Annotated in this window: 32 protein-coding genes; 13 read left to right on the top strand and 19 right to left on the bottom strand. The window is 64.5% G+C overall.

What is annotated here, in order from left to right:
* The first annotated feature begins 35 nt into the window (after positions 1-35).
* The gene (locus tag EN857_RS06645; RefSeq protein WP_006202578.1) at positions 36-293 is read left to right on the top strand and encodes a hypothetical protein; all 258 of its coding nucleotides are present in this window, start codon (positions 36-38) and stop codon (positions 291-293) included.
* Between the two features lie 6 nt (positions 294-299).
* Here the strand turns inward: EN857_RS06645 and EN857_RS34640 are convergent, their stop codons facing one another.
* The 3 genes from EN857_RS34640 to EN857_RS06635 form a co-directional block, all read right to left on the bottom strand.
* Entirely contained in the window at positions 300-461 is a 162-nt protein-coding gene (locus EN857_RS34640; RefSeq protein WP_187331331.1) for a hypothetical protein, read from the bottom strand.
* Positions 462-544: 83 nt separating this feature from the next.
* Entirely contained in the window at positions 545-988 is a 444-nt protein-coding gene (soxR, locus tag EN857_RS06640; RefSeq protein ID WP_135858221.1) for a redox-sensitive transcriptional activator SoxR, read from the bottom strand.
* Positions 989-1,139: 151 nt separating this feature from the next.
* On the bottom strand, positions 1,140-1,598 hold the full coding sequence (locus EN857_RS06635; protein ID WP_128346271.1) for a tRNA (cytidine(34)-2'-O)-methyltransferase: 459 nt from the start codon (positions 1,596-1,598) through the stop codon (positions 1,140-1,142).
* A 461-nt stretch (positions 1,599-2,059) separates the two neighbouring features.
* On the opposite strand from EN857_RS06635, the gene EN857_RS06630 reads away from it, so the two are divergent.
* From EN857_RS06630 to EN857_RS06615, 4 genes are read left to right on the top strand one after another with little or no spacing between them, the layout of a single operon-like run.
* Positions 2,060-2,476 (top strand): hypothetical protein, encoded by a 417-nt coding sequence (locus EN857_RS06630; RefSeq protein ID WP_245493342.1) that lies wholly within the window; start codon positions 2,060-2,062, stop codon positions 2,474-2,476.
* A gap of 25 nt (positions 2,477-2,501) precedes the next feature.
* On the top strand, positions 2,502-4,382 hold the full coding sequence (locus tag EN857_RS06625; protein ID WP_127392132.1) for an ABC transporter ATP-binding protein: 1,881 nt from the start codon (positions 2,502-2,504) through the stop codon (positions 4,380-4,382).
* A 10-nt stretch (positions 4,383-4,392) separates the two neighbouring features.
* Positions 4,393-6,276 carry an ABC transporter ATP-binding protein gene (locus EN857_RS06620; protein WP_127392133.1) on the top strand — a complete coding sequence of 628 codons (1,884 nt, stop codon included), beginning with the start codon at positions 4,393-4,395 and terminating at the stop codon, positions 6,274-6,276.
* Between the two features lie 8 nt (positions 6,277-6,284).
* Entirely contained in the window at positions 6,285-6,599 is a 315-nt protein-coding gene (locus tag EN857_RS06615) for a DUF6665 family protein (protein ID WP_127392134.1), read from the top strand.
* 34 nt (positions 6,600-6,633) lie between these two features.
* On the opposite strand, the gene EN857_RS06610 is transcribed toward EN857_RS06615, so the two are convergent.
* Positions 6,634-6,978, bottom strand: coding sequence for a cupin domain-containing protein (locus EN857_RS06610; protein ID WP_127282833.1), 345 nt, complete (start codon positions 6,976-6,978; stop codon positions 6,634-6,636).
* A 312-nt stretch (positions 6,979-7,290) separates the two neighbouring features.
* Between EN857_RS06610 and petA the strand changes: the two genes are divergently transcribed.
* From petA to EN857_RS06590, 4 genes are all read left to right on the top strand, one after another.
* Positions 7,291-7,851, top strand: a complete 561-nt coding sequence (gene petA / locus EN857_RS06605) for a ubiquinol-cytochrome c reductase iron-sulfur subunit (RefSeq protein WP_127282815.1) — start codon at positions 7,291-7,293, stop codon at positions 7,849-7,851.
* A gap of 16 nt (positions 7,852-7,867) precedes the next feature.
* The gene (locus EN857_RS06600) at positions 7,868-9,169 is read left to right on the top strand and encodes a cytochrome b N-terminal domain-containing protein (RefSeq protein WP_127282816.1); all 1,302 of its coding nucleotides are present in this window, start codon (positions 7,868-7,870) and stop codon (positions 9,167-9,169) included.
* A gap of 20 nt (positions 9,170-9,189) precedes the next feature.
* Positions 9,190-10,059, top strand: a complete 870-nt coding sequence (locus EN857_RS06595; RefSeq protein ID WP_127392135.1) for a cytochrome c1 — start codon at positions 9,190-9,192, stop codon at positions 10,057-10,059.
* Between the two features lie 95 nt (positions 10,060-10,154).
* Entirely contained in the window at positions 10,155-10,700 is a 546-nt protein-coding gene (locus tag EN857_RS06590) for an adenine phosphoribosyltransferase (RefSeq protein ID WP_127392136.1), read from the top strand.
* Positions 10,701-10,869: 169 nt separating this feature from the next.
* Here the strand turns inward: EN857_RS06590 and EN857_RS06585 are convergent, their stop codons facing one another.
* The 5 genes from EN857_RS06585 to EN857_RS06565 all read right to left on the bottom strand — a co-directional run bounded on the left by EN857_RS06585 (position 10,870) and on the right by EN857_RS06565 (position 14,501).
* Positions 10,870-11,340 (bottom strand): MaoC family dehydratase, encoded by a 471-nt coding sequence (locus EN857_RS06585; RefSeq protein WP_127392505.1) that lies wholly within the window; start codon positions 11,338-11,340, stop codon positions 10,870-10,872.
* A complete protein-coding gene (locus tag EN857_RS06580; protein WP_127392504.1) occupies positions 11,337-11,798 on the bottom strand; it encodes a MaoC family dehydratase in 462 nt (153 codons plus the stop codon). The genes EN857_RS06585 and EN857_RS06580 overlap by 4 nt, the downstream gene beginning before the upstream one ends.
* A gap of 115 nt (positions 11,799-11,913) precedes the next feature.
* Positions 11,914-13,017 carry a redox-regulated ATPase YchF gene (gene ychF / locus EN857_RS06575; protein ID WP_127392503.1) on the bottom strand — a complete coding sequence of 368 codons (1,104 nt, stop codon included), beginning with the start codon at positions 13,015-13,017 and terminating at the stop codon, positions 11,914-11,916.
* Between the two features lie 95 nt (positions 13,018-13,112).
* Entirely contained in the window at positions 13,113-13,838 is a 726-nt protein-coding gene (gene pth, locus EN857_RS06570) for an aminoacyl-tRNA hydrolase (protein ID WP_127392502.1), read from the bottom strand.
* A gap of 21 nt (positions 13,839-13,859) precedes the next feature.
* Positions 13,860-14,501: a 50S ribosomal protein L25/general stress protein Ctc gene (locus EN857_RS06565; protein ID WP_135858219.1), complete on the bottom strand. Its 642-nt coding sequence runs from the start codon at positions 14,499-14,501 to the stop codon at positions 13,860-13,862.
* 353 nt (positions 14,502-14,854) lie between these two features.
* On the opposite strand from EN857_RS06565, the gene EN857_RS06560 reads away from it, so the two are divergent.
* Positions 14,855-15,526, top strand: a complete 672-nt coding sequence (locus tag EN857_RS06560; RefSeq protein WP_127282824.1) for a glutathione S-transferase family protein — start codon at positions 14,855-14,857, stop codon at positions 15,524-15,526.
* On the opposite strand, the gene EN857_RS06555 is transcribed toward EN857_RS06560, so the two are convergent.
* The gene (locus EN857_RS06555; RefSeq protein ID WP_126059384.1) at positions 15,490-15,948 is read right to left on the bottom strand and encodes a MarR family transcriptional regulator; all 459 of its coding nucleotides are present in this window, start codon (positions 15,946-15,948) and stop codon (positions 15,490-15,492) included. The genes EN857_RS06560 and EN857_RS06555 overlap by 37 nt on opposite strands.
* A gap of 153 nt (positions 15,949-16,101) precedes the next feature.
* Between EN857_RS06555 and EN857_RS06550 the strand changes: the two genes are divergently transcribed.
* On the top strand, positions 16,102-16,944 hold the full coding sequence (locus EN857_RS06550; protein ID WP_127392501.1) for an alpha/beta hydrolase: 843 nt from the start codon (positions 16,102-16,104) through the stop codon (positions 16,942-16,944).
* 68 nt (positions 16,945-17,012) lie between these two features.
* Here the strand turns inward: EN857_RS06550 and EN857_RS06545 are convergent, their stop codons facing one another.
* Together EN857_RS06545 and EN857_RS06540 are read right to left on the bottom strand one after the other, a co-directional pair.
* Positions 17,013-17,762 carry an SDR family oxidoreductase gene (locus tag EN857_RS06545; RefSeq protein WP_135858217.1) on the bottom strand — a complete coding sequence of 250 codons (750 nt, stop codon included), beginning with the start codon at positions 17,760-17,762 and terminating at the stop codon, positions 17,013-17,015.
* A gap of 212 nt (positions 17,763-17,974) precedes the next feature.
* Positions 17,975-19,219: an MFS transporter gene (locus tag EN857_RS06540; protein ID WP_127392499.1), complete on the bottom strand. Its 1,245-nt coding sequence runs from the start codon at positions 19,217-19,219 to the stop codon at positions 17,975-17,977.
* 111 nt (positions 19,220-19,330) lie between these two features.
* On the opposite strand from EN857_RS06540, the gene EN857_RS06535 reads away from it, so the two are divergent.
* Positions 19,331-20,215, top strand: a complete 885-nt coding sequence (locus EN857_RS06535; protein ID WP_127392498.1) for a helix-turn-helix transcriptional regulator — start codon at positions 19,331-19,333, stop codon at positions 20,213-20,215.
* A gap of 12 nt (positions 20,216-20,227) precedes the next feature.
* Here the strand turns inward: EN857_RS06535 and EN857_RS06530 are convergent, their stop codons facing one another.
* The 7 genes from EN857_RS06530 to EN857_RS06500 all read right to left on the bottom strand — a co-directional run bounded on the left by EN857_RS06530 (position 20,228) and on the right by EN857_RS06500 (position 26,293).
* Positions 20,228-21,163, bottom strand: coding sequence for a ribose-phosphate pyrophosphokinase (locus EN857_RS06530; protein WP_006202540.1), 936 nt, complete (start codon positions 21,161-21,163; stop codon positions 20,228-20,230).
* A 154-nt stretch (positions 21,164-21,317) separates the two neighbouring features.
* Positions 21,318-21,926: a hypothetical protein gene (locus EN857_RS06525; RefSeq protein WP_127282828.1), complete on the bottom strand. Its 609-nt coding sequence runs from the start codon at positions 21,924-21,926 to the stop codon at positions 21,318-21,320.
* Positions 21,927-21,980: 54 nt separating this feature from the next.
* The gene (locus EN857_RS06520) at positions 21,981-23,132 is read right to left on the bottom strand and encodes a Xaa-Pro peptidase family protein (protein WP_128273768.1); all 1,152 of its coding nucleotides are present in this window, start codon (positions 23,130-23,132) and stop codon (positions 21,981-21,983) included.
* Positions 23,132-23,926, bottom strand: coding sequence for a peptidoglycan editing factor PgeF (gene pgeF, locus EN857_RS06515; protein ID WP_127392948.1), 795 nt, complete (start codon positions 23,924-23,926; stop codon positions 23,132-23,134). Before pgeF ends, EN857_RS06520 begins: the two co-directional genes overlap by 1 nt.
* Positions 23,927-24,029: 103 nt before the next feature.
* The gene (locus EN857_RS06510; RefSeq protein WP_127392947.1) at positions 24,030-25,097 is read right to left on the bottom strand and encodes a class I SAM-dependent methyltransferase; all 1,068 of its coding nucleotides are present in this window, start codon (positions 25,095-25,097) and stop codon (positions 24,030-24,032) included.
* Positions 25,094-25,948, bottom strand: coding sequence for a prolipoprotein diacylglyceryl transferase (lgt, locus tag EN857_RS06505; protein WP_127392946.1), 855 nt, complete (start codon positions 25,946-25,948; stop codon positions 25,094-25,096). Before lgt ends, EN857_RS06510 begins: the two co-directional genes overlap by 4 nt.
* Before the next feature lie 105 nt (positions 25,949-26,053).
* Positions 26,054-26,293: a BrnA antitoxin family protein gene (locus tag EN857_RS06500; RefSeq protein ID WP_127392945.1), complete on the bottom strand. Its 240-nt coding sequence runs from the start codon at positions 26,291-26,293 to the stop codon at positions 26,054-26,056.
* A 182-nt stretch (positions 26,294-26,475) separates the two neighbouring features.
* Here EN857_RS06500 and EN857_RS06495 point away from each other — a divergent pair, with 182 nt between their 5' ends.
* Positions 26,476-26,778 carry an accessory factor UbiK family protein gene (locus tag EN857_RS06495; RefSeq protein WP_127285884.1) on the top strand — a complete coding sequence of 101 codons (303 nt, stop codon included), beginning with the start codon at positions 26,476-26,478 and terminating at the stop codon, positions 26,776-26,778.
* Positions 26,779-26,861: the final 83 nt, after the last annotated feature.

The raw sequence follows: 26,861 nt of genomic DNA, 5'->3' as shown, positions 1-26,861 counted from the left end.
AAGTCCCGTCTGACCACGGTGCAAGGAGTTCCTTCGTGCGCACCCCGGCAAGACCGCCGCTGGATGGCTTGAAGAAGAGGCTCGACCGTTCGCGCGCCGAGCGCGAGCGCATGCCGCGCGACGGCTTCCTGCGCGAGACCTTCGTCCTGCCGCGCTCGGACGCCCGCCTCAAGGCCAAGGAATGGTTCGAGCGCTTTCCCAAGCAGGCCTACTGGACCGAGATCGAAAGCTGGTTCGAACGGCCGGGCGACGTCATCGAATTCACGATAAGGCGGCTGCCGGCGGCGGATTGAGCGGCGTCACAACGAGAACAGATCGCGCAATTTCGGCGAATCCAGAATCAGGTTTTCGCCAAGCAGTTTGCCGAATTTTTCCGGGCCCATTTTCCGCGCCTCATCGAAACTCAAGGAGGTATAGAGCGTTGGTGTGCCGCCGGAATCGATCCGATAGATCGCGATCAACTGTGTCTCTTCCTCAGCTTGAACTAGATGTCCCAGCACAGCGGATTCCTTCCGTACCTGTCATTAATTCGCATCGCTTCCGCTCAGGAGGCTATCAGGCGCCTCGCGCCAGTGCCCTCTCGCGCCAGCCGGTCTTCCTTGTTCCTGAGCGGGCATTTGTCGATCGACATGCAGCCGCAGCCGATGCAGTCGCTCAGGCCGTCGCGCAGCTTCTTCAACTGGGCGATCTTGTGGTCGAGCCCGTCGCGCCAAGCCGTTGAAAGCAGATTCCAATCCTCGCGCGTCGGGGTGCGGCCCCCGGGCAGGGATTGAAGCGCCGCGGCGATCTCGGAGAGCGAGATGCCGACCTCCTGGGCGACCCGGATGATCGCCACGCGCCGCAGCACGTCGCGGCTGTAGCGCCGCTGGTTGCCGGCCGTGCGGTGGCTGCGGATCAGCCCGCGCGTCTCGTAGAAGTGCAGCGCCGATACGGCGACGCCGCTGCGCATGGCCACCTGGCCGACCGTCAATTCCGTTGCTGGAGCCATCTGCTACTTTCCGCTTGACCTCAAGTTAAGTTGAGCTTGTAGCGAAGAAATCCTGATCGGGCAAATGCAGGAGAAGGCGATGTGCGCCTGGACGAGACTGACTGGAGAAACCACGGCCCTCGGTGACGGCAGGGACGGCGGATCGCGGATCCTATGCGAGCTGGCGGATCGCTTCGCCAGCGACCATGGCGACGGACAGCGCGACATTGATGCTGCGCGCGCCCGGCCGCATCGGGATGGTCAGGCGCGCATCCGCAGCGTCATGGACCGGATCCGGCACGCCTGCGGATTCGCGACCGAAAAGCAGAATGTCTCCATCGGCAAAGGCAAAGTCCGTATAGGCGGCAGCGGCTTTGGTGGTGAGCAGCACCAGCCGACGCGCGTCGCCCGCGCGCCATTGCGCGAAGGCGTTCCAGTCGACATGCCGGGTCAGATCGGCCATTTCGAGGTAGTCCATGCCGGCCCGTTTCAGCGCCCGGTCGGAGAGCGGGAAGCCGGCCGGCTCGATGATGTCGACGCCAAGGCCGAGACAGGCGGCGAAGCGCAGGATCGTTCCGGTGTTGCCGGCGATGTCAGGCTGGTAGAGCGCGATGCGGAGACGGTCGTTCATTTCCGCGTCTTTCTAATAAGTGGCAGATCGGCCACAGAGATTTCCAGGTTTCGCAGATTGCTGGACTGGCGGGTGGTCATTTTCTGCGAAGTCGAGTATACGCCTCTCATTGTCAACCCGAACCGATGGAGGGGGAATTCATGATGACCATGCACAACCAGCGCCCCTCCTGGCGCCTTATGCGCTCCGCGGCGGTTTCGGTACGACGATTCTCCTGACTCTCTAAGACTTGATCGCACCGATTCCCGCCGAACCCAGTTTTCGGTTCTCGAAGGAATCCTGCGATGTTCTTCAAACGCCCAAAGGGGCCCGACGCCCCACCTGACCGTGTCCTGACTGACGCCTGCCGTCATGTCCGGACCGACGCTGCGCGCACCGAAGTACTCGGCCGCTTCGGCCGAATGCCGGAAGTCGATGTTGCGTCACCCTTTTTATCGCATTTGCACATGGAGGATGGACCGATGTTCGATCCCTACAATATACCCGGCTCCAGAAGCCTGCACGAGCGCAGGATGGCGACCTGGGCGCTGCTGGTCGGCGAGACCTACTCGTCGGCAGTCCACGCCGAGACGCGCCGGCGTCCGCATCGCGGCATGCTGCCGGACGTCGACTTCTCGCGCGCCGTGCCTGACCACAGCCGGCCTTCGCTGGTGCGCCGCATCATCAGGCTGATCCGGCCCGGCGCGAAAGGCCGGGCAGGCGCCAGTTTTTCGCCCGGAAACTCCGGGGCGTCAGGATCGTCGGCTGAGCCTGTCGGCGAAAAGCCCGCGACACCCTATATTGCGCGAAGCAGGGCCGGCGATGCAGATGATTCTGCATCGCCGGCCCGCGGCGCTGCGCGGTCGAGCAAGCTTGTCCATCAATCCCGCGCCGCGTGAGCGCATAGACAGTCGAGTGCCTGCAATGTTCCGCTGGTTTGAAAACAAGCTCGATCCGTTCCCGGCCGCGGAGCCGGTCGAACCGCCGAAGACGCTGGTCGCCTTCTGCGTGCATTACACGCGCGGCGCCTGGCCCTACATCATCCTCGACGCGCTCCTGGTGACGGCGATTGCCGTCGCCGAAGTGTGGATGTTCGGCTTTATGGGCCGCATCGTCGACTGGCTCTCGGGGCAGAATCGCGAGACTTTCCTGCAGACCGAGAGCTGGAAGCTCGCTGGCATGGCTTTCGTCGTGCTGTTCGCGCTGCCGGGCACCGTGTGGTTCCACTCGCTTCTCAACCAGCAGACGCTGATGGGCAACTACCCCATGCGCATCCGCTGGCAGGTGCATCGCTACCTCTTGAAGCAGTCGATGGCCTTCTATCAGGACGAGTTCGCCGGCCGCATCGCCACCAAGCTGATGCAGACGGCGCTCGCCGTGCGCGAATGCGTCATCAAGCTCATCGACGTGCTCAACTACGTCATCGTCTACTTCCTCGGCATGCTGTTCATCGTCGGTTCGGCCGACTGGCGCCTGGCGGCGCCGCTCGCGATCTGGCTGGTCGGCTATATCGGGCTGCTACGCTACTTCATTCCGCGGCTCGGCAAAGTCGGCGAGGAGCAGGCCAATGCGCGCTCGACCATGACCGGCCGCGTCGTCGACAGCTACAGCAACATCCAGACGGTCAAGCTGTTTTCCCATGCGCGCCGCGAGGCCAGCTTCGCGAAGGAGGGCATGTCAGGCTTCCTCGAGACGGTCTACCGCTCGATGCGGCTGGTGACGGTGCTCTACGGCCTGCTCTATATCCTCAACGCGCTGCTGCTGTTTTCCGTCACCGCGCTGTCGCTGTGGCTGTGGCTCGGCCAGGCGGTGACGATCGGCGCCGTCGCCGTGGTCATCGGCCTGGTGCTCAGGATGTGGGGCATGTCGCAGTGGATCATGTGGGAGATGTCCGGCCTGTTCGAGAACATCGGCACGGTGCAGGACGGGATCCAATCGATCTCGCTGCCGCGCCTGGTCGAGGACCGGCCCGGCGCAAAGGACATCGCCGTCACACGCGGCGAAATCCGCTTCGACGACATCCGCTTCCACTACGGCAAGCAGAAGGGCGTCATCGAGAACCTGTCGCTGACGGTGAAGCCGGGCGAGAAGGTCGGCATCGTCGGCCGCTCAGGCGCCGGCAAGTCGACGCTGGTCAATCTGCTGCTGCGCTTTTACGACCTCGAAGCCGGCCAGATCCTGATCGACGGCCAGGAGATCGCGTCGGTGAGGCAGGACTCGCTGCGTGCGCAGATCGGCATGGTGACGCAGGACACCTCGCTGCTGCACCGCTCGGTGCGCGAGAACATCCTCTATGGCCGGCCGGATGCCACCGATGAGATGCTGCTCGAGGCGGCGGGGCGGGCAGAGGCGCTGGATTTCATAGGCGGGCTGATCGACGCCAACGGCCGCACCGGGTTCGATGCCCATGTCGGCGACCGCGGCGTCAAACTGTCGGGCGGACAGCGGCAGCGCATCGCCATTGCCCGCGTCATGCTGAAGGACGCGCCGATCCTCATCCTCGACGAGGCGACGTCGGCGCTCGATTCCGAGGCCGAGGCGGCGATCCAGGAGAACCTCTACAGGCTGATGCAGGGCAAGACCGTCATCGCCATCGCGCATCGGCTGTCGACCATCGCCGCGATGGACAGGCTCGTCGTCATGGATAAAGGCCGCGTCATCGAGCAAGGTTCGCATGACGACCTCGTCGGCAAGGGCGGACTCTATGCGCAGCTCTGGCAACGCCAGTCGGGCGGCTTCTTGCTCGACGAGGCGCCGGCCGAGGCCGCCAACGACATCGGGGCCAAGGGTCAAGCTGCAGAATGATGGCCACCGCATGATGACAGCCGTCTATCGCTGGTTCGAGCGTTGGGTCTATCCGTTCCGCGAGCCGGCGAACCTTCGGCCACCGACCGGTGTCGGCGGCTTCCTCTGGCACTATGTCGGACAGGCGAAGCTCGCCTTCTTCACAATGCTGGTCATTGGCGGCATTGCACCGCTGGTCGAGGCCGGGCTGTTCTATTTCGTCGGGCGGCTGGTCGACATCCTCGACCAGCTGCCCGGCGAGCGCAGTTGGCATGCGCTGTGGATCGCCGCCGGTCCCGAGCTCCTGTTCATGGGCGCGGTGGTGCTGATCATCCGCACGCTGGTCGTCGGGCTCTCGGCACTGGTCGACGAGCAGACGATCACGCCCGGCTTCTACAATCTGGTGCGCTGGCAGGCGCATCGCCATGTCTCGCGCCAGTCCTACGCCTTCTTCCAGAACGACTTCGCCGGCCGCATCGCCACCAAGGTCTGGCAGGCGGGGCAGGCCACCGGCGACCTGATGGAGAGCTTCATCGAGGTCATCTGGTTCATGATCGTCTATACGGTGACGACGCTGGCGCTGGTCGCCGGCCTCGATCTCAGGCTGGCGGTGCTTGTGGTGCTCTGGATCGCCGCCTTCGGCTTTCTGGCCAAGCGCTATCTGCCGGCGATCCGCAGGCACGCCGAGGCGACCGCCGAGGCCGGCTCGATGATCAATGGCCGAATCGTCGATTCCTACTCCAACGTGCAGACGCTGAAGCTGTTTTCGGCCGATGGCGACGATCGCTACATCCGGAGCGGTTTCGACATCTATCTGGACGCCCTGCGCCCGTTCACCCGCCGGCTGACCGGCGTGCGCATGGCGCTGACGACGCTGTCGGGCGTCATGATCACCGCCATCGCCAGCTTTGCCATCTATCTATGGCTCGAAGGCTCGATCACCGTCGGCGCCGTTGCCTTCACGCTTTCGCTCGTCCTGCGGCTCAACATGCTGCTCGGCCGGGTGATGATGCAGCTCAACGGCATCCTGAGGAACCTCGGCGTGCTGGAGAACTCCAAGGCGTTGATCTCGCAGCCGCTCGGCCTCACCGACGCGCCGGACGCCAAGGAATTGATCGTGGCCGGCGGCCGCATCGATGTGAAGAACGTGACTTTCCATTACGGCAAGGGGGCGGGCGTGCTCGACGGCATCGACCTCGTCGTCAGGCCCGGCGAGAAGGTCGGGCTGGTCGGCCCATCGGGAGCCGGCAAGACGACGCTGGCCAATCTGATCCTGCGCCTCTACGACCTCGAGGGCGGCAAGATCCTGATCGACGGCCAGGATATCGCGCAGGTGACGCAGAATTCGCTGCGCGCCAATATCGGCGTGGTCAGCCAGGACACGGCCCTGTTCCACCGCTCGCTGCGCGACAACATCAAGCTCGGCATGCCGGGCGCGACCGAGACGCAAGTGATCGCGGCGGCGCGGAGGGCCGAGGCACACGAGTTCATCATGGGCCTGCGCGACAACCGCGAGCGCAGCGGCTACGAAGCCTATGTCGGCGAACGCGGCGTGAAGCTGTCTGGCGGCCAGCGCCAGCGTGTGGCAATCGCTCGCGTCTTCCTCAAGGATGCGCCGATCCTGATCCTCGACGAGGCGACCTCGGCGCTCGATTCCGACATCGAGGCGGCGATCCAGGAGAATCTGACGCGGCTGATGGAGAACAAGACCGTGATTGCCATCGCGCACCGGCTGTCGACGATCGCGGCACTCGACCGGCTGGTGGTGCTCGACGGCGGGCGGATCATCGAACAGGGCACGCATGACGAGCTGGTGGCGCTGGACGGGCTTTACGCGCGGCTGTGGAAGCGGCAGTCGGGCGGCTTCCTGTTCAACGAGGAAAGCGTGCTGGAAGAGACGCGGCCGGCGGAGTAGGAAGAGCAATGTCGGTTCGCATGCCCTCCAATTTCGGACGCGCGGGCGCGCAGGAGAGCGCACTCGACCTGCTCGGCCACGAGATCCTCGCCGAAAAGGCGGCGGCTCTCGGCCGCGCCGGCCAGCGCGTCGAGGCGACGTTGGCCAGACTGCGCGAGAACGGCGACGACGAGGAGCGGCGGCCGCGACTGCTCAAGGACGCCGCCGAGGCCGTGCATGCCTATTTCATCCAGCGCGAGCTCTGCGGGTTGCGCAAGCACGATGCGGTGATCCGCGAATACGACATACCGAGGGCAGTCCTGGTCAGGCTCGGCGCGAAATAGGCGCTGCCTTCGGGTCTCTTGCCGTACCGGGGATCTACTCCAGCCACTCGGTGACGAAGCTGCCGTTCTCGTGAATATCGATGGTCTCCAGCGGGCCGGGGCCGAGATTGGTGAATTTGTGCGCCGTGTTGGGCGGCACGATCACGATCTGGCCGGCGAATGCCTCGATCTCCCGGTCGCCGACCGTGAACAGGCCGCTGCCCTGGCGGACGATGAAGATCTCCGCGTAGGGATGCCGGTGCAGGCGCGGACCGCCGCCGGTTCCGGGCAGATAATTGAAGATCAGGCAGGAGTTGGAGCCCCAGGCGCCGCATTCGAGCTCGCCTTGCCAACGGTCGGGCATCCTGGCCCATTTGTCGCGGTCGATGACGTGCGCCATGAGGGCAGAATAGACCGAGCCGGCGCCGACTGTCGAGGCAAAGGCGTGGCAATGATCGCCGTTGTTTTTGCGGTCGTTTCGGGCTGTTTGGCGACCCTTCGGCGCAGCGCCGTCCGGCATCGGATTTTACCCCCGCGACAATCTGACCTTGTGCCTTCACCCGACTGGACAAAAACGGGCTTCACGCATAAACCGAACTCCAAATGCCGGAGGAATTCGCTAGCCTGTTCGCCATGCGCTGTCGGGCCGGCGCGATTGAGCGGGGACAAGGCTCGGCCGCCGGCACGGAAGAGGCGAAAGGATCAGGCACCCGTGAGCGCAACCGATACCCACGATCCCAACCGTCGTGATTTCCTTTATGTCGCCACCGGCACGGCCGCCGTGGTCGGCGCGGGGGCCGTCGCATGGCCGTTCATCGACCAGATGCGCCCCGACGCCTCGACGCTGGCGCTGGCCTCGGTCGAAGTGGACGTCTCGTCGCTGACGCCGGGAACGTCGCTGATCGTGAAGTGGCGCGGCAAGCCGGTCGTGGTGCGCAATCGCACCGAGAAGGAGATGAAGGACGGCGAGGCCGTCAATCTCGCCGACCTCAAGGACCCGATCGCCCGCAACGCCAATTTGCCGGCCGACGCTCCGGCGACCGACGCCAACCGCACGACGCCCGGCAAGGAAGCCTGGATGGTCATGGTCCAGGTCTGCACCCACCTCGGCTGCATCCCGCTTGGCCAGGAAGGCGATTTCGGCGGCTGGTTCTGCCCGTGCCACGGCTCGGTGTACGACACCGCCGGCCGCATCCGCAAAGGCCCGGCGCCCGAGAACATGGCGGTGCCGGTATTCAAGTTCATTTCCGATACCAAGATCCTTATCGGTTGAGGCAGGGGATATTTCGATGAGCGAGGGACACTCGACCTATACGCCCAAGACCGGTCTCGGACGCTGGTTCGACGCCCGCATGCCGCTGCCCAGGCTGGTCTATGATAGCTTCGTCGCCTATCCGGTGCCGCGCAACCTCAACTACATGTGGACGTTCGGCGGCATCCTGTCGATCATGCTGGCGTCGCAGATCCTGACCGGCATCGTGCTGGCCATGCACTACACGTCGGACACCACGCTGGCCTTCGATTCGGTCGAGAAGATCATGCGCGACGTGAATTCGGGCTGGCTGCTGCGCTATCTCCATTCCAACGGCGCCTCGTTCTTCTTCGTCGCCGTCTACATCCACATTTTCCGCGGCCTCTATTACGGCTCCTACAAGGCGCCGCGCGAGCTGCTGTGGATCCTCGGCTGCATCATCTACCTGCTGATGATGGCGACCGGCTTCATGGGCTATGTGCTGCCCTGGGGACAGATGAGCTTCTGGGGCGCCACCGTCATCACCGGCTTCTTCAGCGCCATTCCGTTGGTCGGCAACTGGATCCAGGAACTGCTGCTCGGCGGCTTTGCCGTCGACAACCCGACGCTGAACCGCTTCTTCGCGCTGCATTACCTGTTGCCGTTCATGATCGCCGGCGTCGTCGTGCTGCATATCTGGGCGCTGCATGTCGTCGGGCAGTCGAACCCGACCGGCATCGAGGTCAAGTCGAAGACCGATACCGTTGCCTTCACGCCTTACGCCACCATCAAGGACGCGTTCGGCATGATCGTGTTCCTGTTCGTCTTCGCCTATTTCGTCTTCTACCTGCCGAACTTCCTTGGCCACCCGGACAACTACACGGTCGCCAACCCGCTGAAGACGCCTGCCCATATCGTGCCGGAATGGTACTTCCTGCCGTTCTACGCGATCCTGCGCGCCATCACCTTCAACATCGGGCCGATCAACTCCAAGCTCGGCGGCGTGCTGTGCATGTTCGGCGCCATCGCCATGCTGTTCCTGGTGCCGTGGCTCGACACGTCCAAGGTGCGCTCGGCGGTCTACCGCCCCTGGTACAAGCTGTTCTTCTGGCTGTTCGTGGCCGACGCCATCCTGCTCGGATGGCTGGGCTCGCAGCCGGCCGAAGGCAGCTATGTGTTCATGGCGCAGATGGCGACACTGTTCTACTTCGCCTTCTTCCTGGTCGCGCTGCCGGTGCTCGGGCTGATCGAGACGCCGCGCAGGCTGCCGAATTCGATCACCGAGGCGGTGCTGGAAAAGAACAAGGGCGGCGGCGGACATCCGGCCGGCGCGAACGCCGCGCCGGAAACCAAGGGCTGAGAATCTAAGGGGATTTGGGTATGAAAAAGATTCTCACCTCGCTGGCTCTGCTTGGCCTGGTGGCCGCGGGCACCTGGATGACAGGTGCAGGCGCCATCGCCGAAGAGGCACATAACGCGGCGGCACCGACGCATTTCCCCATCGACGAGCCGAAGGAAATGAGCTGGAGCTTCGCCGGACCGTTCGGCACCTATGACAAGGCCCAGCTGCAGCGCGGCCTGAAGGTCTACAAGGAAGTCTGCTCGGCCTGCCATTCGATGAACCTGGTTGCCTTCCGCACGCTGGAAGGGCTCGGCTATTCGGACGGGCAGGTGAAGGCGCTGGCCGCCGAATACACGATCCACGACGGCCCGAACGATGCCGGCGACATGTTCGACCGCCCGGGCAAGCCGTCCGATCACTTCCCGGCGCCGTTCGCGAACGAGCAGGCCGCCGCATCGGCCAATGGCGGCGCCGCACCGCCCGACATGTCGCTGCTCGCCAAGGCGCGCGGCGTCGAGCGCGGCTTCCCGCGCTTCGTCTTCGACATCTTCACCCAGTACGCCCAGGGCGGCCCCGACTACATCCACTCGCTGCTGACCGGCTACGACCAGACGCCGCCGGCCGGCATGGTGATCCCCGAGGGCACGCACTACAACCCGTACTTCCTGTCCGGCGTGTCGCTGAAGATGCCGAAGCCGCTCTCCGACGGCCAGGTGACCTATGACGACGGTTCGCCGCAGACGGTGGACCAGTATTCCCGCGACGTCTCGGCCTTCCTGATGTGGGCCGCCGAGCCGCATCTGGAGGACCGCAAGAAGACCGGCTTCCGCGTGCTGGTGTTCCTGCTCCTGTTCGGCGCGCTGGTCTATCTCACCAAGCGCAAGGTGTGGGCCGACGTCGCCCACTGAGCGGCTGCGACCGGAAAAATGCGAGGGCGCCGATGGGCGCCCTTTTCTTTTGGGCCGCTAGCCGGCAAAACTGTACGGCAACGGATCAACCGCCCATGAAATCCTCTCTCGAAGAAACGCTGCTCGCGGCCATCCGCACCATTCCGGACTATCCGAAGCCGGGCATCTTGTTCCGCGATATCACCACCCTGCTCGGCAATGCGCGTGCTTTCCGCCGCGCCATCGACGAGCTGGTACATCCCTATGTCGGGCTGAAGGTCGACAAGATCGCCGGCATCGAGGCGCGCGGCTTCATCCTCGGCGGCGCCGTCGCGCACCAGCTCTCGGCCGGCTTCGTGCCGATCCGCAAGAAGGGCAAGCTGCCCTATGAGACGGTGCGCGTCGCCTACAGCCTGGAATACGGGCTGGACGAGATGGAGATGCACAAGGACGGCGTTTCGCCCGGTGAGAAAGTGATCCTGGTCGACGACCTGATCGCCACCGGCGGCACGGCGGAGGCGGCGGTCAAGCTGTTGCGCCAGATCGGTGCCGACATCGTCGCCGCCTGCTTCGTCATCGACCTGCCGGATCTCGGCGGGCGCCAGAAGCTCGAAGCGCTCGGCGTGCCGGTGCGGACGCTGATCGGCTTCGAGGGGCATTGAGCGCCTTATCCCTCGCCCCGTTTACGGGGAGAGGGACGCGGAGCGAGCAACGCGAGCGGAGCCAGGGTGAGGGGTAAGCGCGGCCGTCGAGTTTCAGACACTTGCGCCGGTGCCGCCCCTCATCCGCCCTTCGGGCACCTTCTCCCCGTGAACGGGGAGAAGGAAGAGGCTACTCCACCTTCACCAGCACCGCGCTGTCGAACTCGATGACCTTGTCGCCGGTCGAATCGAAGGCTTCGCAGCGCAGCGTGAGCAGGTTCCAGCCGGGGCGCGCGGCAAGCGGGCGGTGGGCGAGCGCGGTGCGCGTGAAGGTCACGGTCTCGCCGGCATAGACCGGCTTCAGCCATTTCAGGTTGCGGAAACCGGGCGAGGGGCCGAATTCGGGCTGCGGGCCTGGGCCGGTCCAGCGCACCCCCTCGGTCTCCATGCGCTTTTCGAGATTGTACTTCATCCAGGTGGCGGCGGTGTGCCAGCCGGAGGCGCACAAGCCACCGAGCACGCTCTTCTTCGCAGCCTCCTCATCGACATGAAAGACCTGGGGGTCGTATTTGCGGGCGAAGGCCTTGATCTCGTCGGGCTCGAATTTGTGCGCGCCCAGCGTGACGGTGTGGCCGATCAGGAAGAACTCGTCGAGGGTCACGCCGCGGCCTCCCGGGTCAGGAACATGCCGGTGTTCTCGAGCTCGAAGACGCTCTCGCCGCGCTGGTTGAACAGTTCGCTGCGCATGGTGACGAGGCCGAGCTGAGGCCGCGATTTGGACTGGCGCTTGGCAAGCACGGTCACCGTCCCGCTGAGCGTATCGCCGGCGAGCACCGGCTTCTTCCATTTGACGTGTTCGATGCCGGGCGATCCCTGCGAAGTCGAGTCGAGCAGGAAGGCATCGCACAGCATGCGCATGAACATCGCGCAGGTGTGCCAGCCCGAAGCCGACAGGCCGCCGAGGATGCTGGCCTTGCCGGCCGCCTTGTCGAGGTGCATCGGCTGGGCGTCGAACTCGCTGGCGAACGCGATGATCTCGGCGGCGTATACGTGCTTCACACCGAGGTCGAGCGAGGCGCCCTCGACGAAATCCTCATAGGCCCAGGTCTTTGCGGTCATGGTCCGGATCCGGTTGACGAACGCGCGATCCCGTTAGGATCGGCACCCCGGATGCCGGCCAACAGGCGTTTGGTCAAGTCATTTCTGGTGAGCCAGCCGCGCGTAGCCCAGACCGTCAGGTGTTGAACTTGAACAGCATGACGTCGCCGTCCTGGACGACATATTCCTTGCCTTCATCGCGGGCCTTGCCGGCCTCCTTGGCCGCAACTTCGCCGCCGAGGGTGACGAAGTCGTTGAAGGCGATGGTCTGGGCGCGGATAAAGCCGCGCTCGAAATCGGTATGGATGACGCCGGCCGCCTGAGGGGCCTTGTCGCCCTTGTGAATGGTCCAGGCGCGCGTCTCCTTCGGCCCGGCGGTGAAATAGGTGATGAGATGCAACAGGTCGTAGCCGGCGCGGATCACCTTGTTGAGACCCGGCTCGTCGAGCCCGAGAGAGGCAAGGAACTCCATCTCCTCCTCGTCGGAAAGCTGGGCAACCTCGGCTTCGATCGCCGCCGAGATGACGACAGTGCCGGCGCCCTGCGCGGCGGCCATCTTTTCCACGGCCCTGGAGTGCTCGTTGCCGGTCGCGGCATCGGCTTCCGCGACGTTGCAGACGTAGAGAACCGGGTGTGAGGTGAGCAGGTTCAGCCCCTGCAGGATGCGCAGATCCTCCGCCGCTATGCCCTTCAACAGGATGCGGGTCGGCTTGCCGGCCTGCAGCAGTTCGAGCGCCGCCTCCATCATCGGCAGCACGGTCATCGCTTCCTTGTCCTTGCCGGCGGCGCGCTTGCGGAACTGGACCATGCGGCGCTCGAGGCTTTCGAGGTCGGCGAGCATCAGCTCGGTCTCGACCGTCTCGGCATCGGCGACGGGGTCGATGCGGCCCTCGACATGGGTGATGTCATCGTCCTCGAAGCAGCGCAACACATGGACGATGGCGTCGACCTCGCGGATGTTGGCGAGGAACTGGTTGCCCAGCCCTTCGCCTTTGGAGGCGCCGCGCACCAGGCCGGCGATGTCGACGAAGGAGATGCGTGTCGGGATGATCTCCTTCGACTTGGCGATCGAGGCGATCTTCTGCAGGCGGGAGTCCGGCACCGCGACCTCGCCGGTGTTGGGCTCGATGGTGCAGAACGGATAGTTGGCGGCCTGCGCCGCCGCCGTCCTGGTCAGCGCGTTGAAGAGCGTCGACTTGCCGACATTAGGCAAGCCGACGATGCCGCATTTGAAACCCATTTTGTCCGGTCCTATCGGGAAATCGAAATTTGATCAGGGCTATGGGCGAAAGGGGTGACGAACGTCAAGCCCTCGGCCGCCATCCCCGGCGACGTTCAGCCCTTGCCGCCGAACAGCTTCTTCAGCATGGCGGCCATCGGGCCGGTTTCGGGCAGCTTTGCCGGCGCCTGCTGCGGCCGTGCCTGGCGAATGTGGCTCTGCGCCTTCGCCGCCTTGGGCGGCGGGCGGTCGTCGTCGCCGGTTGGCGTCAGTTTTTCACGCAGGGCGAGCGTGATGCGGTTCATGAAGGAATTGTCGTCGCCCTTGGCCAGCAGGCCGGCGTCCTCGGCGATGGTGTCGAGCAGAACCTCGAGCCATTCGCGGTCCGCCTTGGCGAAGTCGCCAAGCACGTGGCCGTGCACCATTTCCTTGACGCCCGGATGGCCGACGCCGACACGCACGCGGCGATAGGCCTTGCCGATATGGTCGTCCAGCGAGCGAATGCCGTTGTGGCCGCCGGAGCCGCCACCGACCTTGACCCGAACCTTGCCGGCGGCAAGGTCGATCTCGTCATAGAAAACGGTGAGCGCGGCAGGCTCGAGCTTGTAGAAGCGCAGCGCCTCGCCGACCGCCTGGCCGGACAGGTTCATGAAGGTCTGCGGCTTGACCAGGAGGATCTTTTCGCCGGCGAGCGTACCTTCGGCGATCAGGCCCTGGAATTTCTTCGACCAGGGCGAAAAAGAATGGCGGCGGGCGATCGCGTCCACCGCCATGAAACCGACATTGTGCCGGTTGTTGGCATATTTCGCGCCCGGATTGCCGAGGCCTGCGAACACAAGCATCGTCGTCTCCGGGCGGGAAAATTACTTCTCTTCGGCGGCCGGAGCCGCTTCGGGCGCTGCCGCCTCGACCGTCTCTTCGACCTCGGGCTTCATCGCCGACGAGCCGGCAATGGTGGCGATGGTGAAGTCGCGGTCGGCGATGACCGGCTTGACGCCGGCCGGGAGCGTAACCGCCGAGATGTGGATCGAGTCGCCGATATCCGTGCCGGCGAGATCGACGGTGATGAACTCCGGGATCGCGTTGGCCGGGCAGTGGAACTCGACCTCGTGACGCACGATGTTGAGCACGCCGCCGCGCTTGATGCCGGGCGACTTGTCCTCATTGATGAAGTGGACAGGCACGTCGACATTGACCTCGGTGTCCTTGCCGATGCGCAGGAAGTCGACATGGACCGGGAAATCCTTGACCGGGTCGAGCTGGAAGTCCTTGGGCAGAACCTGGATCTTGCTGCCGCCGACATCGATCGTGGCGACCGTGGTCAGGAACCCGCCGCCGTGGATCTTGTAGTAGACGTCCTTGTAGTTGAGGGCGATCGCCAGGGGAGGCTGCTTGTCGCCGTAAATCACTGCAGGCACTTTACCTTTACGGCGAACTGCACGGGCGGACCCCTTACCGACCTGTTCGCGCGCTTCGGCCTTGAGCTCGTAAGTATCGTGGCTCATGGCATTTCCTTTCGCGTGTTGTGGAGCGTTTGCGGCAGGCAATATGCCCAGCCGAAACGTCGAAAGCCGCCAGGCCTGGATGTCCGAACGCCGGTGGCCGCCAGAAGCGGACCTTTGTTCGGGGATCACAAGGGAAGGCAGCCTTCCGCCGCGTTGCCTCCAAGGGTGTCTACGCGGGTGGCGGCTCTATAGCGGAAGGCGGGCGCAGGCGCAAGCGGTTGGTCTGGAAGGCTTTCGCGACGTTTCCAATGTCGAAAGCACACAGTCAAGATTCCCCGTCCGTCCGGATGTAGGATCGGGCAGGCTTCAATCGTCCTGCGGCAGTTGTCTCAACCAACCCGCGAGCATTCGATATGAAACTCCTGTTCAGCCGCAATCCCAATCCTCGCCTCGGAGTCGCGACGGCGCGCCATCTCAAAGCGGACGTTACGTTCGAATTCGCCTCACCCATGGCATCGGGGCAGGCCGAGCGCTATCGCGTGCTCAACCCAAATCTGACCTTGCCGATACTGGTCGGCTCCGGATGGAGCCTGTGGGAGGCCGACGCCATCGCCTGTCGGCTCTCCCGCGAGGTGGGCTCGAATTTTTGGCGCGGCGGGGACGATGAGCCGGACATGATCCGCTGGATAAGCTGGGGCAAGGAGAATTTCGCCAGAGGCTGCGACATGGTGCATTTCGAGCGCGGCACCAAGCAGCGCTGGGGGCTGGGTCCTATCGACCAGGCCCTGGTCGAGGAAGGGTTCAGGGTTTTCCACGCGGCTGCCGCCATCCTCGCCCCGGTGCTCGCGCAAAGGGAGTGGCTGGTCGGAAATTCCGTCTCGTACGCCGACTTTCGCATGGCGACGTTTCTGCCCTTCAACGATGCTGCCGGGCTGCCGCTCGACGACTATCCGTCGATACGCCGCTGGTATGACCAACTCGAGGCGATCGATGCATGGCGCGACCCTTTCGCGGGTCTCGAGGCGCCGCCATTGCCGCGCGTGAAGAGTTACATTTCCAACGGTCGGCCCGGAACAGCGGTCTGATCGGCAGCGAGCGCCTCGCGCAAGGCCCAGACCTTTTGGGTGAGGGAATCGATCTCGGCCAATGTCATCCCGGAGCGCTCGATGAGCGTTTCACCCAGACAGTTGCATTGCGTGAGCAGCGCCCGGCCGGCCACGGTGAGATCAACCTGCACCTGGCGCTCGTCGGCATGGCTGCGCTGGCGGCTCACAAGACCGGCCTGCTCCATGCGCTTGACCAGAGGCGTGACGGTGCTCGATTCCAGCGCCAGCCTGCGCGCGATCGCGCCGACCGACATGCCATCCGCCTCTCCCAGCGCGTTGAGCACGAGATATTGCGGGTAGGTGATCCCCATCTCGTCGAGCATGGGCTTGTAGGTGCGGTTGATCGCCATGCTCGTGGCGTAGAGGGCGAAACAGAGCTGATTGTCCAACGGGAGAGGCACGGCGAATTCCCTTTGCCGACTGAGCATTTTGCAATGTTTACCACGGAAAATGATATCGCGATACATATTTCTTGTGGACAGGGGTTTCGATCTGCGCTAACGATATCGTTGTCGCGATATTGATTATCGCGAAAATAATCAATGGAGATTGAGATGACCAAGCCGGGCAGCAGCACGATCACCACCAAGGACGGAACCGAGATTTTCTACAAGGACTGGGGAGCTGGCCAGCCTATCGTCTTCCATCACGGCTGGCCGTTGAGCAGCGACGACTGGGACGCCCAGATGCTGTTCTTCCTGTCGAAGGGCTATCGCGTCATCGCTCATGACCGGCGCGGCCATGGCCGTTCCACCCAGACGGATACCGGCAACGAGATGGACACCTACGCCGCCGATGTCGCCGAACTCGCTGCGCATCTCGACCTCAAGAACGCCATCCATGTCGGTCATTCCACCGGCGGCGGCGAGGTGGCCCGCTACGTTGCCAAGTACGGCGCTGGCGGCCGCGTCGCCAAGGCGGTGCTGATCGGCGCGGTGCCGCCGATCATGCTCAAGACCGCGGCCAATCCCGGCGGCCTGCCGATCGAGGTGTTCGACGGCTTCCGCTCCGCCCAGGCCGCCAACCGCGCCCAGTTCTTCCGCGATGTTCCGGCCGGCCCGTTCTACGGCTTCAACCGTCCCGGCGCCGAAGTCTCGCAAGGCGTCATCGACAATTGGTGGCGCCAGGGCATGATGGGCGGCACCAAGGCGCACTACGACTGCATCAAGGCATTCTCGGAAACCGACTTCACCGAGGACCTTAGGGCAATCGACGTGCCGGTGCTGGTGATGCATGGCGACGACGACCAGATCGTGCCGATCGCGGACTCCGCGCTGCTCGCCATCAAGCTGCTCAAGAAGGGTGAGCTCAAGGTCTACAAGGGTCTTCCGCATGGCATGGCCACGACCCATGCCGACATCATCAACGCCGACCTTCTGGCCTTCTTCAAGGCGTAAGGCCTTTCGGAACATAACAAAAGACACCCGCCATCTGGCGGGTGTTCTTGGGTCAGGCCGTGCCGATATCAGGCGATGCTCAAGCCGCCGTCGATCAGAATTTCCGCACCGACGATGAACGGGCATTCGTCCGAAGCGAGAAAAACCACTGCGTTGGCAATTTCCTCGGCGGTCCCGAAACGACCGGCAGGCACCAGGCCGACCACTGCCTCGGCGCGCGCCTTCGCCGCTTCGGCATCCAGCCCGAGCTTGTCGTTGAGCGGCGTGTCGATCGGACCCGGGCTGATCACATTGGCGCGGATGCCGCGCCCTATCAGTTCGCCGGAGAGCGTTCTGGCGAGCGAGATCATGCCGGCCTTGGCGAGCGAATAGACGTGTGTCCCGGCCATTCCCATATGCGCGTTGACCGAGCCGCTGAGGATGATCGAGGATGGGTTCGAAAGCAGCGGCACCAGGGCCTTGATCAGGAAATACGGGCCTTTGAGGTCGATATCGATGCTCCTGTCGAACGCCGCCTCGGTCCAGTCATCGAGCGGGCGCAGGTCGGCGATGCCGGCGTTGAGGAAGACGGCGTCGAGCCTGCCGAAGGTTTCTCCGATCTGTCGCGCGATATCGTTCTGCGTCGTAACATCGCCGGCGTCGGCGGCGATGACAAACGTATCGCCGCCAAGAATCTTGCGGACCTCCTCGAGACGGCCCGTGTTGGTGCCAGTGATGGCGACACGAGCGCCTTCCTCAATGAAGCGCCGCGCCGTCGCCAGACCGATGCCGCTGGTGCCGCCGGTAATCAGCGCGACCTTGTCTTTAAGTCTGGACACTACAGATTGCCTCATCTCGCTCGTAGCGCAGCGCACCGATCGGGCGCTGAGCCCGGCACTTCAGGTCAAGTTGAAGGCGTTCGCGCTACGTCTCGTGATGTCGCGCACACGTTTCAAACACTAACAGGCTTTCGCCTGGCGTGTGGGAGAGAATCCATGAGCGCGTGGCAACTGCCACGAGCTCACGTCGAGTCCCGAAGATCGGCGGTTCCTTAACGGGTCACCGCTTCCGCCTTCCGCGCTTCCTTCATGTTCGGCAAGAACACCGTCAGCAGGCCGAGCAGCGGCAAATACGAGCAGACCTGGTAGACGAAGTCGATGCCCTTCATGTCGGCCAGGACGCCGAGCACGGCGGCGGCGATGCCGCCCATGCCGAAGGCGAAGCCGAAGAAGATGCCGGCAATCATGCCGACGCGACCAGGCACCAGTTCCTGCGCGAAGACGACGATGTTGGAGAAGGCTGACGACAGGATGAGCCCGATCAGCACCGTCAGCACCATCGTCCATTCGAGGTTGGCGTAGGGGAGCGCCAGCGTGAACGGCAGCACGCCGACGATCGAGAACCAGATCATCGCCTTCTGGCCATAGCGGTCGCCGAACGGGCCGCCGAGCAGGATGCCCAGCGCCGAGGCGCCGAGGAACAGGAACAGCATGACTTGGCTCATCTGCACCGAAACGCCGAACTTATGGATGGCGTAGAAGGTGTAGTAGCTAGAGATCGAGGCGATGTAGGCGTTCTTGGTCAGCACCAGCAGCGTCAGCACCGCCAGTGCCCACATGACCTTGCGGCGCGGGAAGGGCGAGACGAAGCTGGCCTGCTTGCGGCTGGCGAGCGAGGCGCGCAGCCGGCTGTACCAGCCGCCGACCTGCCACAGGACGACAATGCCGATCAGCGAACCGACGGCGAACCAGGAGATGCTGGTCTGGCCGAAGGGCACGACGATAAAGGCAGCGAGCAGCGGCCCCATCGCCTGGCCGAAATTGCCGCCGACCTGGAACAGCGACTGGGCAAGACCGTAGCGGCCGCCCGACGCGAAGCGGGCGATGCGCGAAGATTCCGGATGGAAGATCGCCGAGCCGATGCCGATCAGCGAGGCGCCGATCAGCAGCAGCCAGTAGTGGCCGGCATGTGCGAGCACGACCAGCCCGATCAGCGAGGAGGCCATGCCCCAAGGCAGCGAATAGGGCATCGGCCGCTTGTCGGTGATAGCGCCGATCAGCGGCTGCAGCAGCGACGCCGTCACCTGGAATGTGAAGGTCAAAAGCCCGATCTGCCAGAAATCGAGACCGTAATTGTCTTTCAGAAGCGGATAAATGGCCGACAGCAGCGACTGCATGATGTCGTTGACGCAGTGGCAGAAGCTCACCGCAAGAATGACGGTGAAGGCCGTCGCTTGCGCCGAAGTGTGGCTGGCCGGCGCCGGAGTGGCGACGGCGGTGGCTGTGGTGTCGGTCAAGGCATGCTCCGTGGACTTCTAGGCAACGATCCGCAGGCAGCCTTATAGGATGGTTGCAAAGCGACTTCTTTCGTGGTTTGGTCCAATAGTTTCGCAAGTGGGCCATCGCCAATGCCGCATGGCAGGGAAGTCTTCAAGGGCGATGCCGCCGAACTCGGCCGGCTGCACCAGAGCCGCTGGCAGTGGCTGGAGGAGGCTGTCGGCCCAGCGGTGGCGCTGCCGACCGAATATCCCGACGGCTATCACGTGCCACTGCATCGCCACAGCCGCAGCCAGTTGCTGCATGCGCTGGTCGGCGTCGTGCTGGTGACGACGAAACACGGGCGCTGGATGGTGCCGCCCGACCACGCCATGTGGATCCCCGCCGGGATCGAGCATTCCGTCGAAATGCTGGGCGATGTCTCGATGCGTTCGGTCTATGTGATGCCGAACGCGATTGCCGGCCTGCCGGAGGGACTGCGCGTCGTCGGCATCACCGAGCTGATGCACAGCCTGATCGTGGAATCGGAAAAGCTGCCGCAGGGCGCGGAGCTCGAAGGGCGCGGCGGGCTGATCATGGGGCTTCTGCTGCATGAGATCCCGAACCTGCCGGAGCGGCCGCTCGGCCTGCCGTTCCCGTCGGATCCGAAACTGGCGGCGCTTTGCCGGCGCTTCGTCGCCGAACCCTCGCCGCATGCGACGATCGACGAATGGGCCGACGCCGCCGGCATGAGCCGCCGTACCTTCACCCGCGCCTTCCATCGCCAGACCGGGCTGTCGCTGTCGACATGGCGCCAGCAGGCGTGCCTGTTCGCGGCGCTGCCCAGGCTTGCCGACGGCGAGCCGATCACCAGGGTAGCGCTCGACCTCGGCTATGACAGCGTGCCGGCCTTCATCACCATGTTCAAGCGCATGCTGGGCGCCTCGCCGCGCGGCTATATGCGCGGCGCGCGCGATGCCGGGGAGGGCGTGCGGCGGCTGAGCGGCCCGGCCAGACCGGAAAACGCAATGGTCTAGTCGAACAGGGGTCTAGTCGAACAGGCTCGACACCGATTCCTCGGTCGCGGTGCGCGAGATCGCCTCGCCCATCAGGTCGGCGATCGAGATGACGCGGATGTTGGGCGCGTCGAGCACGCCCTGGGTCGGCTGGATGGAATCGGTGATCACCAGTTCCTGCAGCTTCGAGCCGCTGATGCGGGCGACCGCGCCGCCCGAGAGCACGCCATGGGTGATGTAGGCGGTGACGCTGGTGGCGCCGTTGGCCAGCAGCGCGTCGGCCGCGTTGCACAGCGTGCCGCCGGAATCGACGATGTCGTCGATCAGCAGGCAATCCTTGCCGGCGACAGCGCCGATGATGTTCATCACTTCCGATTCGCCCGGACGTTCGCGGCGCTTGTCGACGATGGCGAGTTGCGCATCGAAGCGCTTGGCCAGCGCCCGCGCCCGCACCACGCCGCCAATGTCGGGAGAGACGACGACGACGTTGGCGAGCTGCTTGTATTTCGCCTTAACGTCGCGGGCCATCACCGGCACCGAGAAGAGGTTGTCGGTCGGGATATCGAAGAAGCCCTGGATCTGGCCGGCATGGAGATCGAGCGTCAGCACGCGGTCGACGCCGGCGCGCGTGATCATGTTGGCGACCAGCTTGGCCGAGATCGGCGTGCGGCCGGAAGCGCGCCGATCCTGTCTGGCATAGCCGAAATAGGGGATGACCGCCGTGATGCGCTTCGCCGAGGAGCGCATGAAGGCGTCGATCATGATGAGCAGTTCCATCAGATGATCGTTGGTCGGAAAGGAGGTGGACTGCAGGATGAAGACATCCTCGCCGCGCACGTTCTCCTGGATCTCGACGAAGATCTCCTGATCGGCGAAGCGCCGGACGCTGGCCTTCCCCAGCGGGATGTTCAGATAGCGAGCGACCGCCTCGGCCAGCACCCTGTTGGAATTGCCCGCGAAAAGCTTCATGCACCGTTCCTGGTGAAGGATGGAGAGACCGGACAGACTCTCATGAGCCTTTGATGCGGGCTTTTAGCGGCCCGCGCCGGTATTGCAAGCCTCGTGATCGGGATTCCGTCGGCCAAGGTCAAAAACGTCGCAGGCGATGAAAGCCGGCAACAGCTTAGCCGGCCTGTCCGCCGAGCCAGGCGGCGAACTGGTCGATCGTCTGGTCGGCGATGCCTTGCATGGTCGCCGGCGCGACCGCCGTCCAGCCGTCGCCGCCCTTGACCGAAGGCGCCTTCTGCTGGCCGTTGATGCGGTGCAGCCGGTTGCCCGAGGGATCGTAAATGTCCCAGACGTAGATCACGGTGGTGTCGCTGCCTTCCGAGATCGCCGAGAAATATCCCTTCAGCACATGCGTGGCGGTCTGGTCGGTGCTGCCGGCAAGCGTGATGCCGCGCTGCCTGGCGCGCGTCTGCAGCTCGGCCGTCAGCGGTGCCGCGGATTCCACCGAGGCGCCGACGATCGGCGCCACCTGCAGCCTTGTCCTGGCGAGGGCGGCGGTGCTCTGGCCCGGTGAAGCGGGAGCCGGCGACGAAACAGCCGGGGCAGTCGTCGACGGCGCTGGAACGGTCGTGGTTGCCGTATTGCTCTGAGTGGCAGGCAGGGTCTGCGCCGAGGCCGCCGGCGGCGTGATGGCCGAGGGTTCCAGAACGTCCTTGGCATTGGTGCAGGCGGCCAACGCCAACGCGGCAAGCAATGACACGGTCGTCACCTGCGATCGTCTCATCTGCCTGAAAACTCCCTGGCGAAGAACGCCCCTCGCGAACCTGCCATTATGGATTCACTGTACGATCAAGTCGAGATCATGGCGGGACAGCGGCCTCGGCTGCGATTCGGTGGTCAGGTAGGTGCGGCCCAGGGTCATCGCAGTCTCGGTTTCGGAGTCCATAATGATCATGTGGGCGAACAGCGTCATGTTGGGCGCGATCGGCTCGGGATTGCCCTGATAGAACATCGGCATGTCCATCCAGGATGGGGTGAAGCGGGCCCCAACCGAATAGCCGCATGCGTTCAGCCGGTGCTTGGTCAGATTGTGGGCTTCGAGCGTGCGGGCGTGCGCGTCGAAGACGTCGCCGAAGGTGTTGCCCGGCGTCATCGCCTTCTCCACCGCCAGAAGCGCGGCGCGGGCGGCATCGAACAGCTCCTGATGGCGCTTCGAAACCTTGCCGGTCAGCACCGTGCGCATCATCGGCGCGTGATAGTGGTGGAAGACGCCGGCCCATTCGAGCGTCAGCTGGTCGCTCTTGGTCAGCTTGCGGCGACCGGCCTTGTAGCGGCAAAGCAGCGCGTCGGCGCCGGAGCCGATGATGAACTCATTGGCCGGGTAGTCGCCGCCGCCGGCAAAGACCGCGCCCTGCATGGCGGCGAGGATCAGCGCTTCGTCGCCGCCCTGCTTGATCAGCGGCAGGGCCGCGTCGAGCGCGTCGTCGGAGAGGCTGGCGGCCTTTTCGGCCTTGGCGATCTCGGCCGGGCTCTTGAACAGGCGCAGCCGGCCGACGATGCCGGAGGCATCGGCGATCTGGCCGAAGGTCTGCAACTGCTCGTCGAGGCGGCGGCCGTTGTACGCCGTCAGGCCGTGAGTGTCGTATTCGACGCCGATGCGGGCGCCGAGCAGGTCGAGTTCGTTGAGCAGGTTGCGCAGGTCGATCGCCGGATTGGCGCCGTCGCGGTCGGTCCACAGAACGATGTTGTCGATGATCGAGGTCTGGCGCGCCTGCCTGAGATCGGCGGAGCGGGTCAGCAGCACCATCGAGCCGTCGGCCTTCACCACAAGGCACTGGAAGAAGCAGAAGCCGAACGTGTCGTAGCCGGTCAGCCAGTACATGCTCTCCTGTGCGAACAGGAGCACGGCGTCGAGCTTCTTCTCCGTCATCTCGATGATCAGCCGGTCGCGCCGCGCGTCGAATTCCGATCGTTCGAAGTGCAACGCCATTATTCTTTCTCCAAAACAATTGCCGAAACCTGGCGCCCGTAATCCGCTTCCTTGCGATGGGTGGTGCGCCGGTAGGAATAGAAAAGGTCTTCTTCAGTGTAAGTGCAGCGGCCGAGTCCCTCGGCGGTGACCCCCGCCTTTCTCAGCCGGTCGACCGTATAGAGGTTGAGGTCGAACATGGCGTGGCCGGGCTTTGCCGAAGGCGCGAAATAACCGACATTGCCGGCATCGGCGTCGACGAAACGAGCGACGAATTCCGGGCCGACCTCGTAATTCTCCGGCCCGATCGACGGTCCGAGAACCGCCACGATCCGCTCGCGGCGGGCGCCGAGGCTTTCCATCGCCGCAACGGTGTTTTCAAGCACGCCGGCGAAGGCGCCTTTCCAGCCGGCATGCGCGGCGCCAACGACGCGCGCCTCGGCGTCGGCGAACAGTACCGGCCCGCAATCGGCCGTCGAGGCGCCGACGGCAATGCCCGGCCGGTCGGTGACGATGGCGTCGGCCTGGGGGCGCGGGCCGGCAAAGGGTTCCCTGGCGATGACGACATCGGGCGAATGGACCTGATGAGCGGTCAGCAAATGGCTGGCCGGCACGCCCATCCAGTCGGCGACGCGGCGGCGGTTCTCGGCAACGCGCTCCTGGTCGTCATTCGAGCCGGTGCCGATATTGAGGCCGCGATAGATGCCGGCGGAGACCCCGCCAACGCGGGTGAAATAGCCGTGGCGGATGCCGTGCGTCCTGGCGGCGTCGAGCAGCGGCGAGCGAACAGGATCCGGTTTGGTCTGATCAAGCATGGATGGGTTTGTTGTCCGCGCCGAGGATTTCGTCAAGGCGAAGTTCGGAACGAGGCTCGAACAGGCGGCGTGCGTCCGATGCCGATCGGGCCTCGTCGGCGGATCAGGACGTGCCCACTTTTGGCTGGATTTTCAATACCTTGAAGAGCTCGCCCATCGCATCCGGTCCGGCCAAACGCTCGACCGCATCGGAAATGGCCTGCCGCACGCTGTCGTCGGCCTTGGCGCCAAGCTGGCCGGCGCGCGCGAGCAGGCCCAGGCCGAGCAGAAAGTCGCCTTGCGTCGTCATCTGGACATCGAGCCCGTGGGCCCGGACCACGGCGGCGAGGGCGGCGAAATCGACATGCGCGGTCAGATCGGCCTCGCCGGGATTGGCCAGCACTTTGTCGTGATCGTGCTTGCGCAAGGCCTGCAGCGTGTCGCCGATGCCGGGCTGAAGATGGCCGTAGTCGATGAACAGGCCGGCGCCGCCATGTCGGGCTATCCGTTCGGCAATGGCCGCCATCAGCGCGGCGCGGGCAGGCGCCACTTCGACCACAGCCCCTTCCGGGGCGTCGGCGGCGCCCGCTGGCAGCAGGGAGGGATCGACCGAGCCGGCGCCGGCGAAGAAGCGCAGGCCATCCTCGTCGTCGAGGCCGACCATGCGTTCACGCCAGCCGGAGCTGGTCCGAACGAACTGGCGGATGGGCACGGCGTCGAACAGTTCGTTGCCGACGATGAAGAGCGGCTTTTTCGGCAGCGTCTCGATGGTTTGGTGCCAGTCAAGTCTCACCGGCTGGCCGGCGAGCGTCTCCTTCTGGACTTCGGTCAGGCGCGGGCTGGTCTCGATCATGGCGAACGAGACGCCGGCGGCGAAGGCGGGATCGAGCCGCAGGACGGCGCGCAGCATGTCCTTCGTCAGCGTGCCGCGGCCGGGGCCGATCTCGGCGATGGTTGCGGGCAGCGGCCGGCCAGAAGCCTGCCAGGCCTGGTAGAGCCAGACGGCGACCAGCTCGCCGAACATCTGGCTGATCTCCGGCGCGGTGACGAAATCGCCCGCCGCGCCGAAAGGCTCGCGGGTGGTGTAATAGCCGTCCTCGGGATCGAACAGGCAAAGCGCCATGTATTCACTGACCGGGATCGGCCCCACCGCACCGATGAGATCGATGATGCGGGTCTTCAGCCGCGTCATGCCGGTTGCGTCTGCGTCACCGGCCTGGCCGTGGCCATCGCCCAGATGCCGGCCAGCACCATGGGCGTCGACAGGATCATGCCCATGGTCAGCCAGTTGGTGCCGAGCAGGTAGCCGAGCTGCTGGTCCGGTTCGCGGAAGAATTCGACAAAGATGCGCGACAGGCCGTAGCCGCAGATGAAGGCGCCGCCGACGAAGCGGGGCGTCTTCAGCTTCAGCCTGGAATGGGTGAGGAAGCGCAGCACGAGGAACAGCACCAGGCCTTCGAGGAGGGCTTCGTAAAGCTGGCTCGGATGGCGCGAGAACGGACCGCCATTGGGGAACTCCACCGCCCATGGCACGTCGGTCGGCCGCCCCCAGAGCTCGGAATTGATGAAGTTGGCGACGCGCACAAGGCCAAGCCCGACCGGCACGCCCGCTGACACCACGTCGAACAGCGTCCATGTGCGGATGCCGCGCTTGAAGGAGAACAGCGTCATGGCGAGGATGACGCCCAGCAGGCCGCCATGGAACGACATGCCGCCCTGCCAGACGGCGACGATGTCGAGTGGATGCGCGATGTAGCGCGCCAGGTCGTAGAACAGCACATAGCCGGCGCGCCCGCCGACCACGACGCCGATCGCTGCCCAGACAATGAAGTCGTCGAGATCCTCCGGTTTCATCGGCAAGGCGCCGTCCGGCCACAGCCTGGCATTGGTGACGAGGCGCTTGGCGTACCACCAGGCAAAGAGGATGCCGACGATGTAGCCGACGCCGTACCAGTGCACCGCCAGCGGGCCGATCTGGACGATGACCGGGTCGATGTTGGGGAAGGGCAGGGAGGCCAGCGGCAACAGGAAATATTCGCTCAACAGGGTCTCCCGGGTGCGTTCTGGTTTCGGGCGCGGACGATGCGGCAGGGTTTTGGCAGGGTCAAGGCAAGGTGGTGGTTGCCTTGGCCGCCGCAGATGGCGGGGTCAATCCTGAGGCTTGCCGCCGACCATCCGCCTTAGAGCGTCATTGATCCTGTCCTGCCAGCCGGGACCGTCTTCCTGGAAGTGGTCCAGCACGGCACGATCGATTCTGATCGAAACAAGCTCTCTGACGTTCGGCGCGGCTGAGGGTTCGCGAATTGGGATCGCCGGTTTCTTGGTCGGCTTGAAGGCGGCCTCCGCGGCTGCCATCGGATTTGTCGGTCGGCGCGGGGGCGTTGTCATTGGTTGACCCTGACTGAGAGCGACTCGTGCTTGACGCAGGTCGACTTGAAAGCACTACAATAGGCCACGAGGCGCCATCACGTACAGGCTCGGCCGGCGAGGTGCGATGCCGCAGCCGCCGCAACGTTCTTGCATTCCGCGCCGCGCGCCACTACGTCAAATCGAGCAAGCGAGGATTTGCCATGTCGACCGGACCGAACCGCATTCTCGATGAATTCGCCAAGCTGATGACGGATGCCGCCGGCGCCGCGCAAGGCGTGCGGCGCGAAGTGGAGACGGCCTTCAAGGGCCAGGCCGAGCGCATCCTGAATACCATGGACGTGGTGCAGCGCGAGGAGTTCGAGGCCGCACGCGAGATGGCGGTGAAAGCCCGTGAAGACAACGTCCTGCTCGCCGCCCGCATCGAGGCGCTCGAGGCGAAGCTTGCCGAACTCACCGGGCAGGCCGCACCAGCGGCGGCGACGAAGGCCAAAACGAAAAAATAATCGTTAAACTTTTCCACAAAGCACAATCCGAAAAAGCGCTTTGCCGTGAATCGCTTACCGGCATTGCATGAATCATCGTGACA

The sequence above is a fragment of the Mesorhizobium sp. M4B.F.Ca.ET.214.01.1.1 genome (assembly GCF_004791545.1).
Taxonomy (GTDB): Bacteria; Pseudomonadota; Alphaproteobacteria; order Rhizobiales; family Rhizobiaceae; genus Mesorhizobium; species Mesorhizobium abyssinicae.
This window is presented reverse-complemented; position numbering and strand designations above follow the sequence as displayed.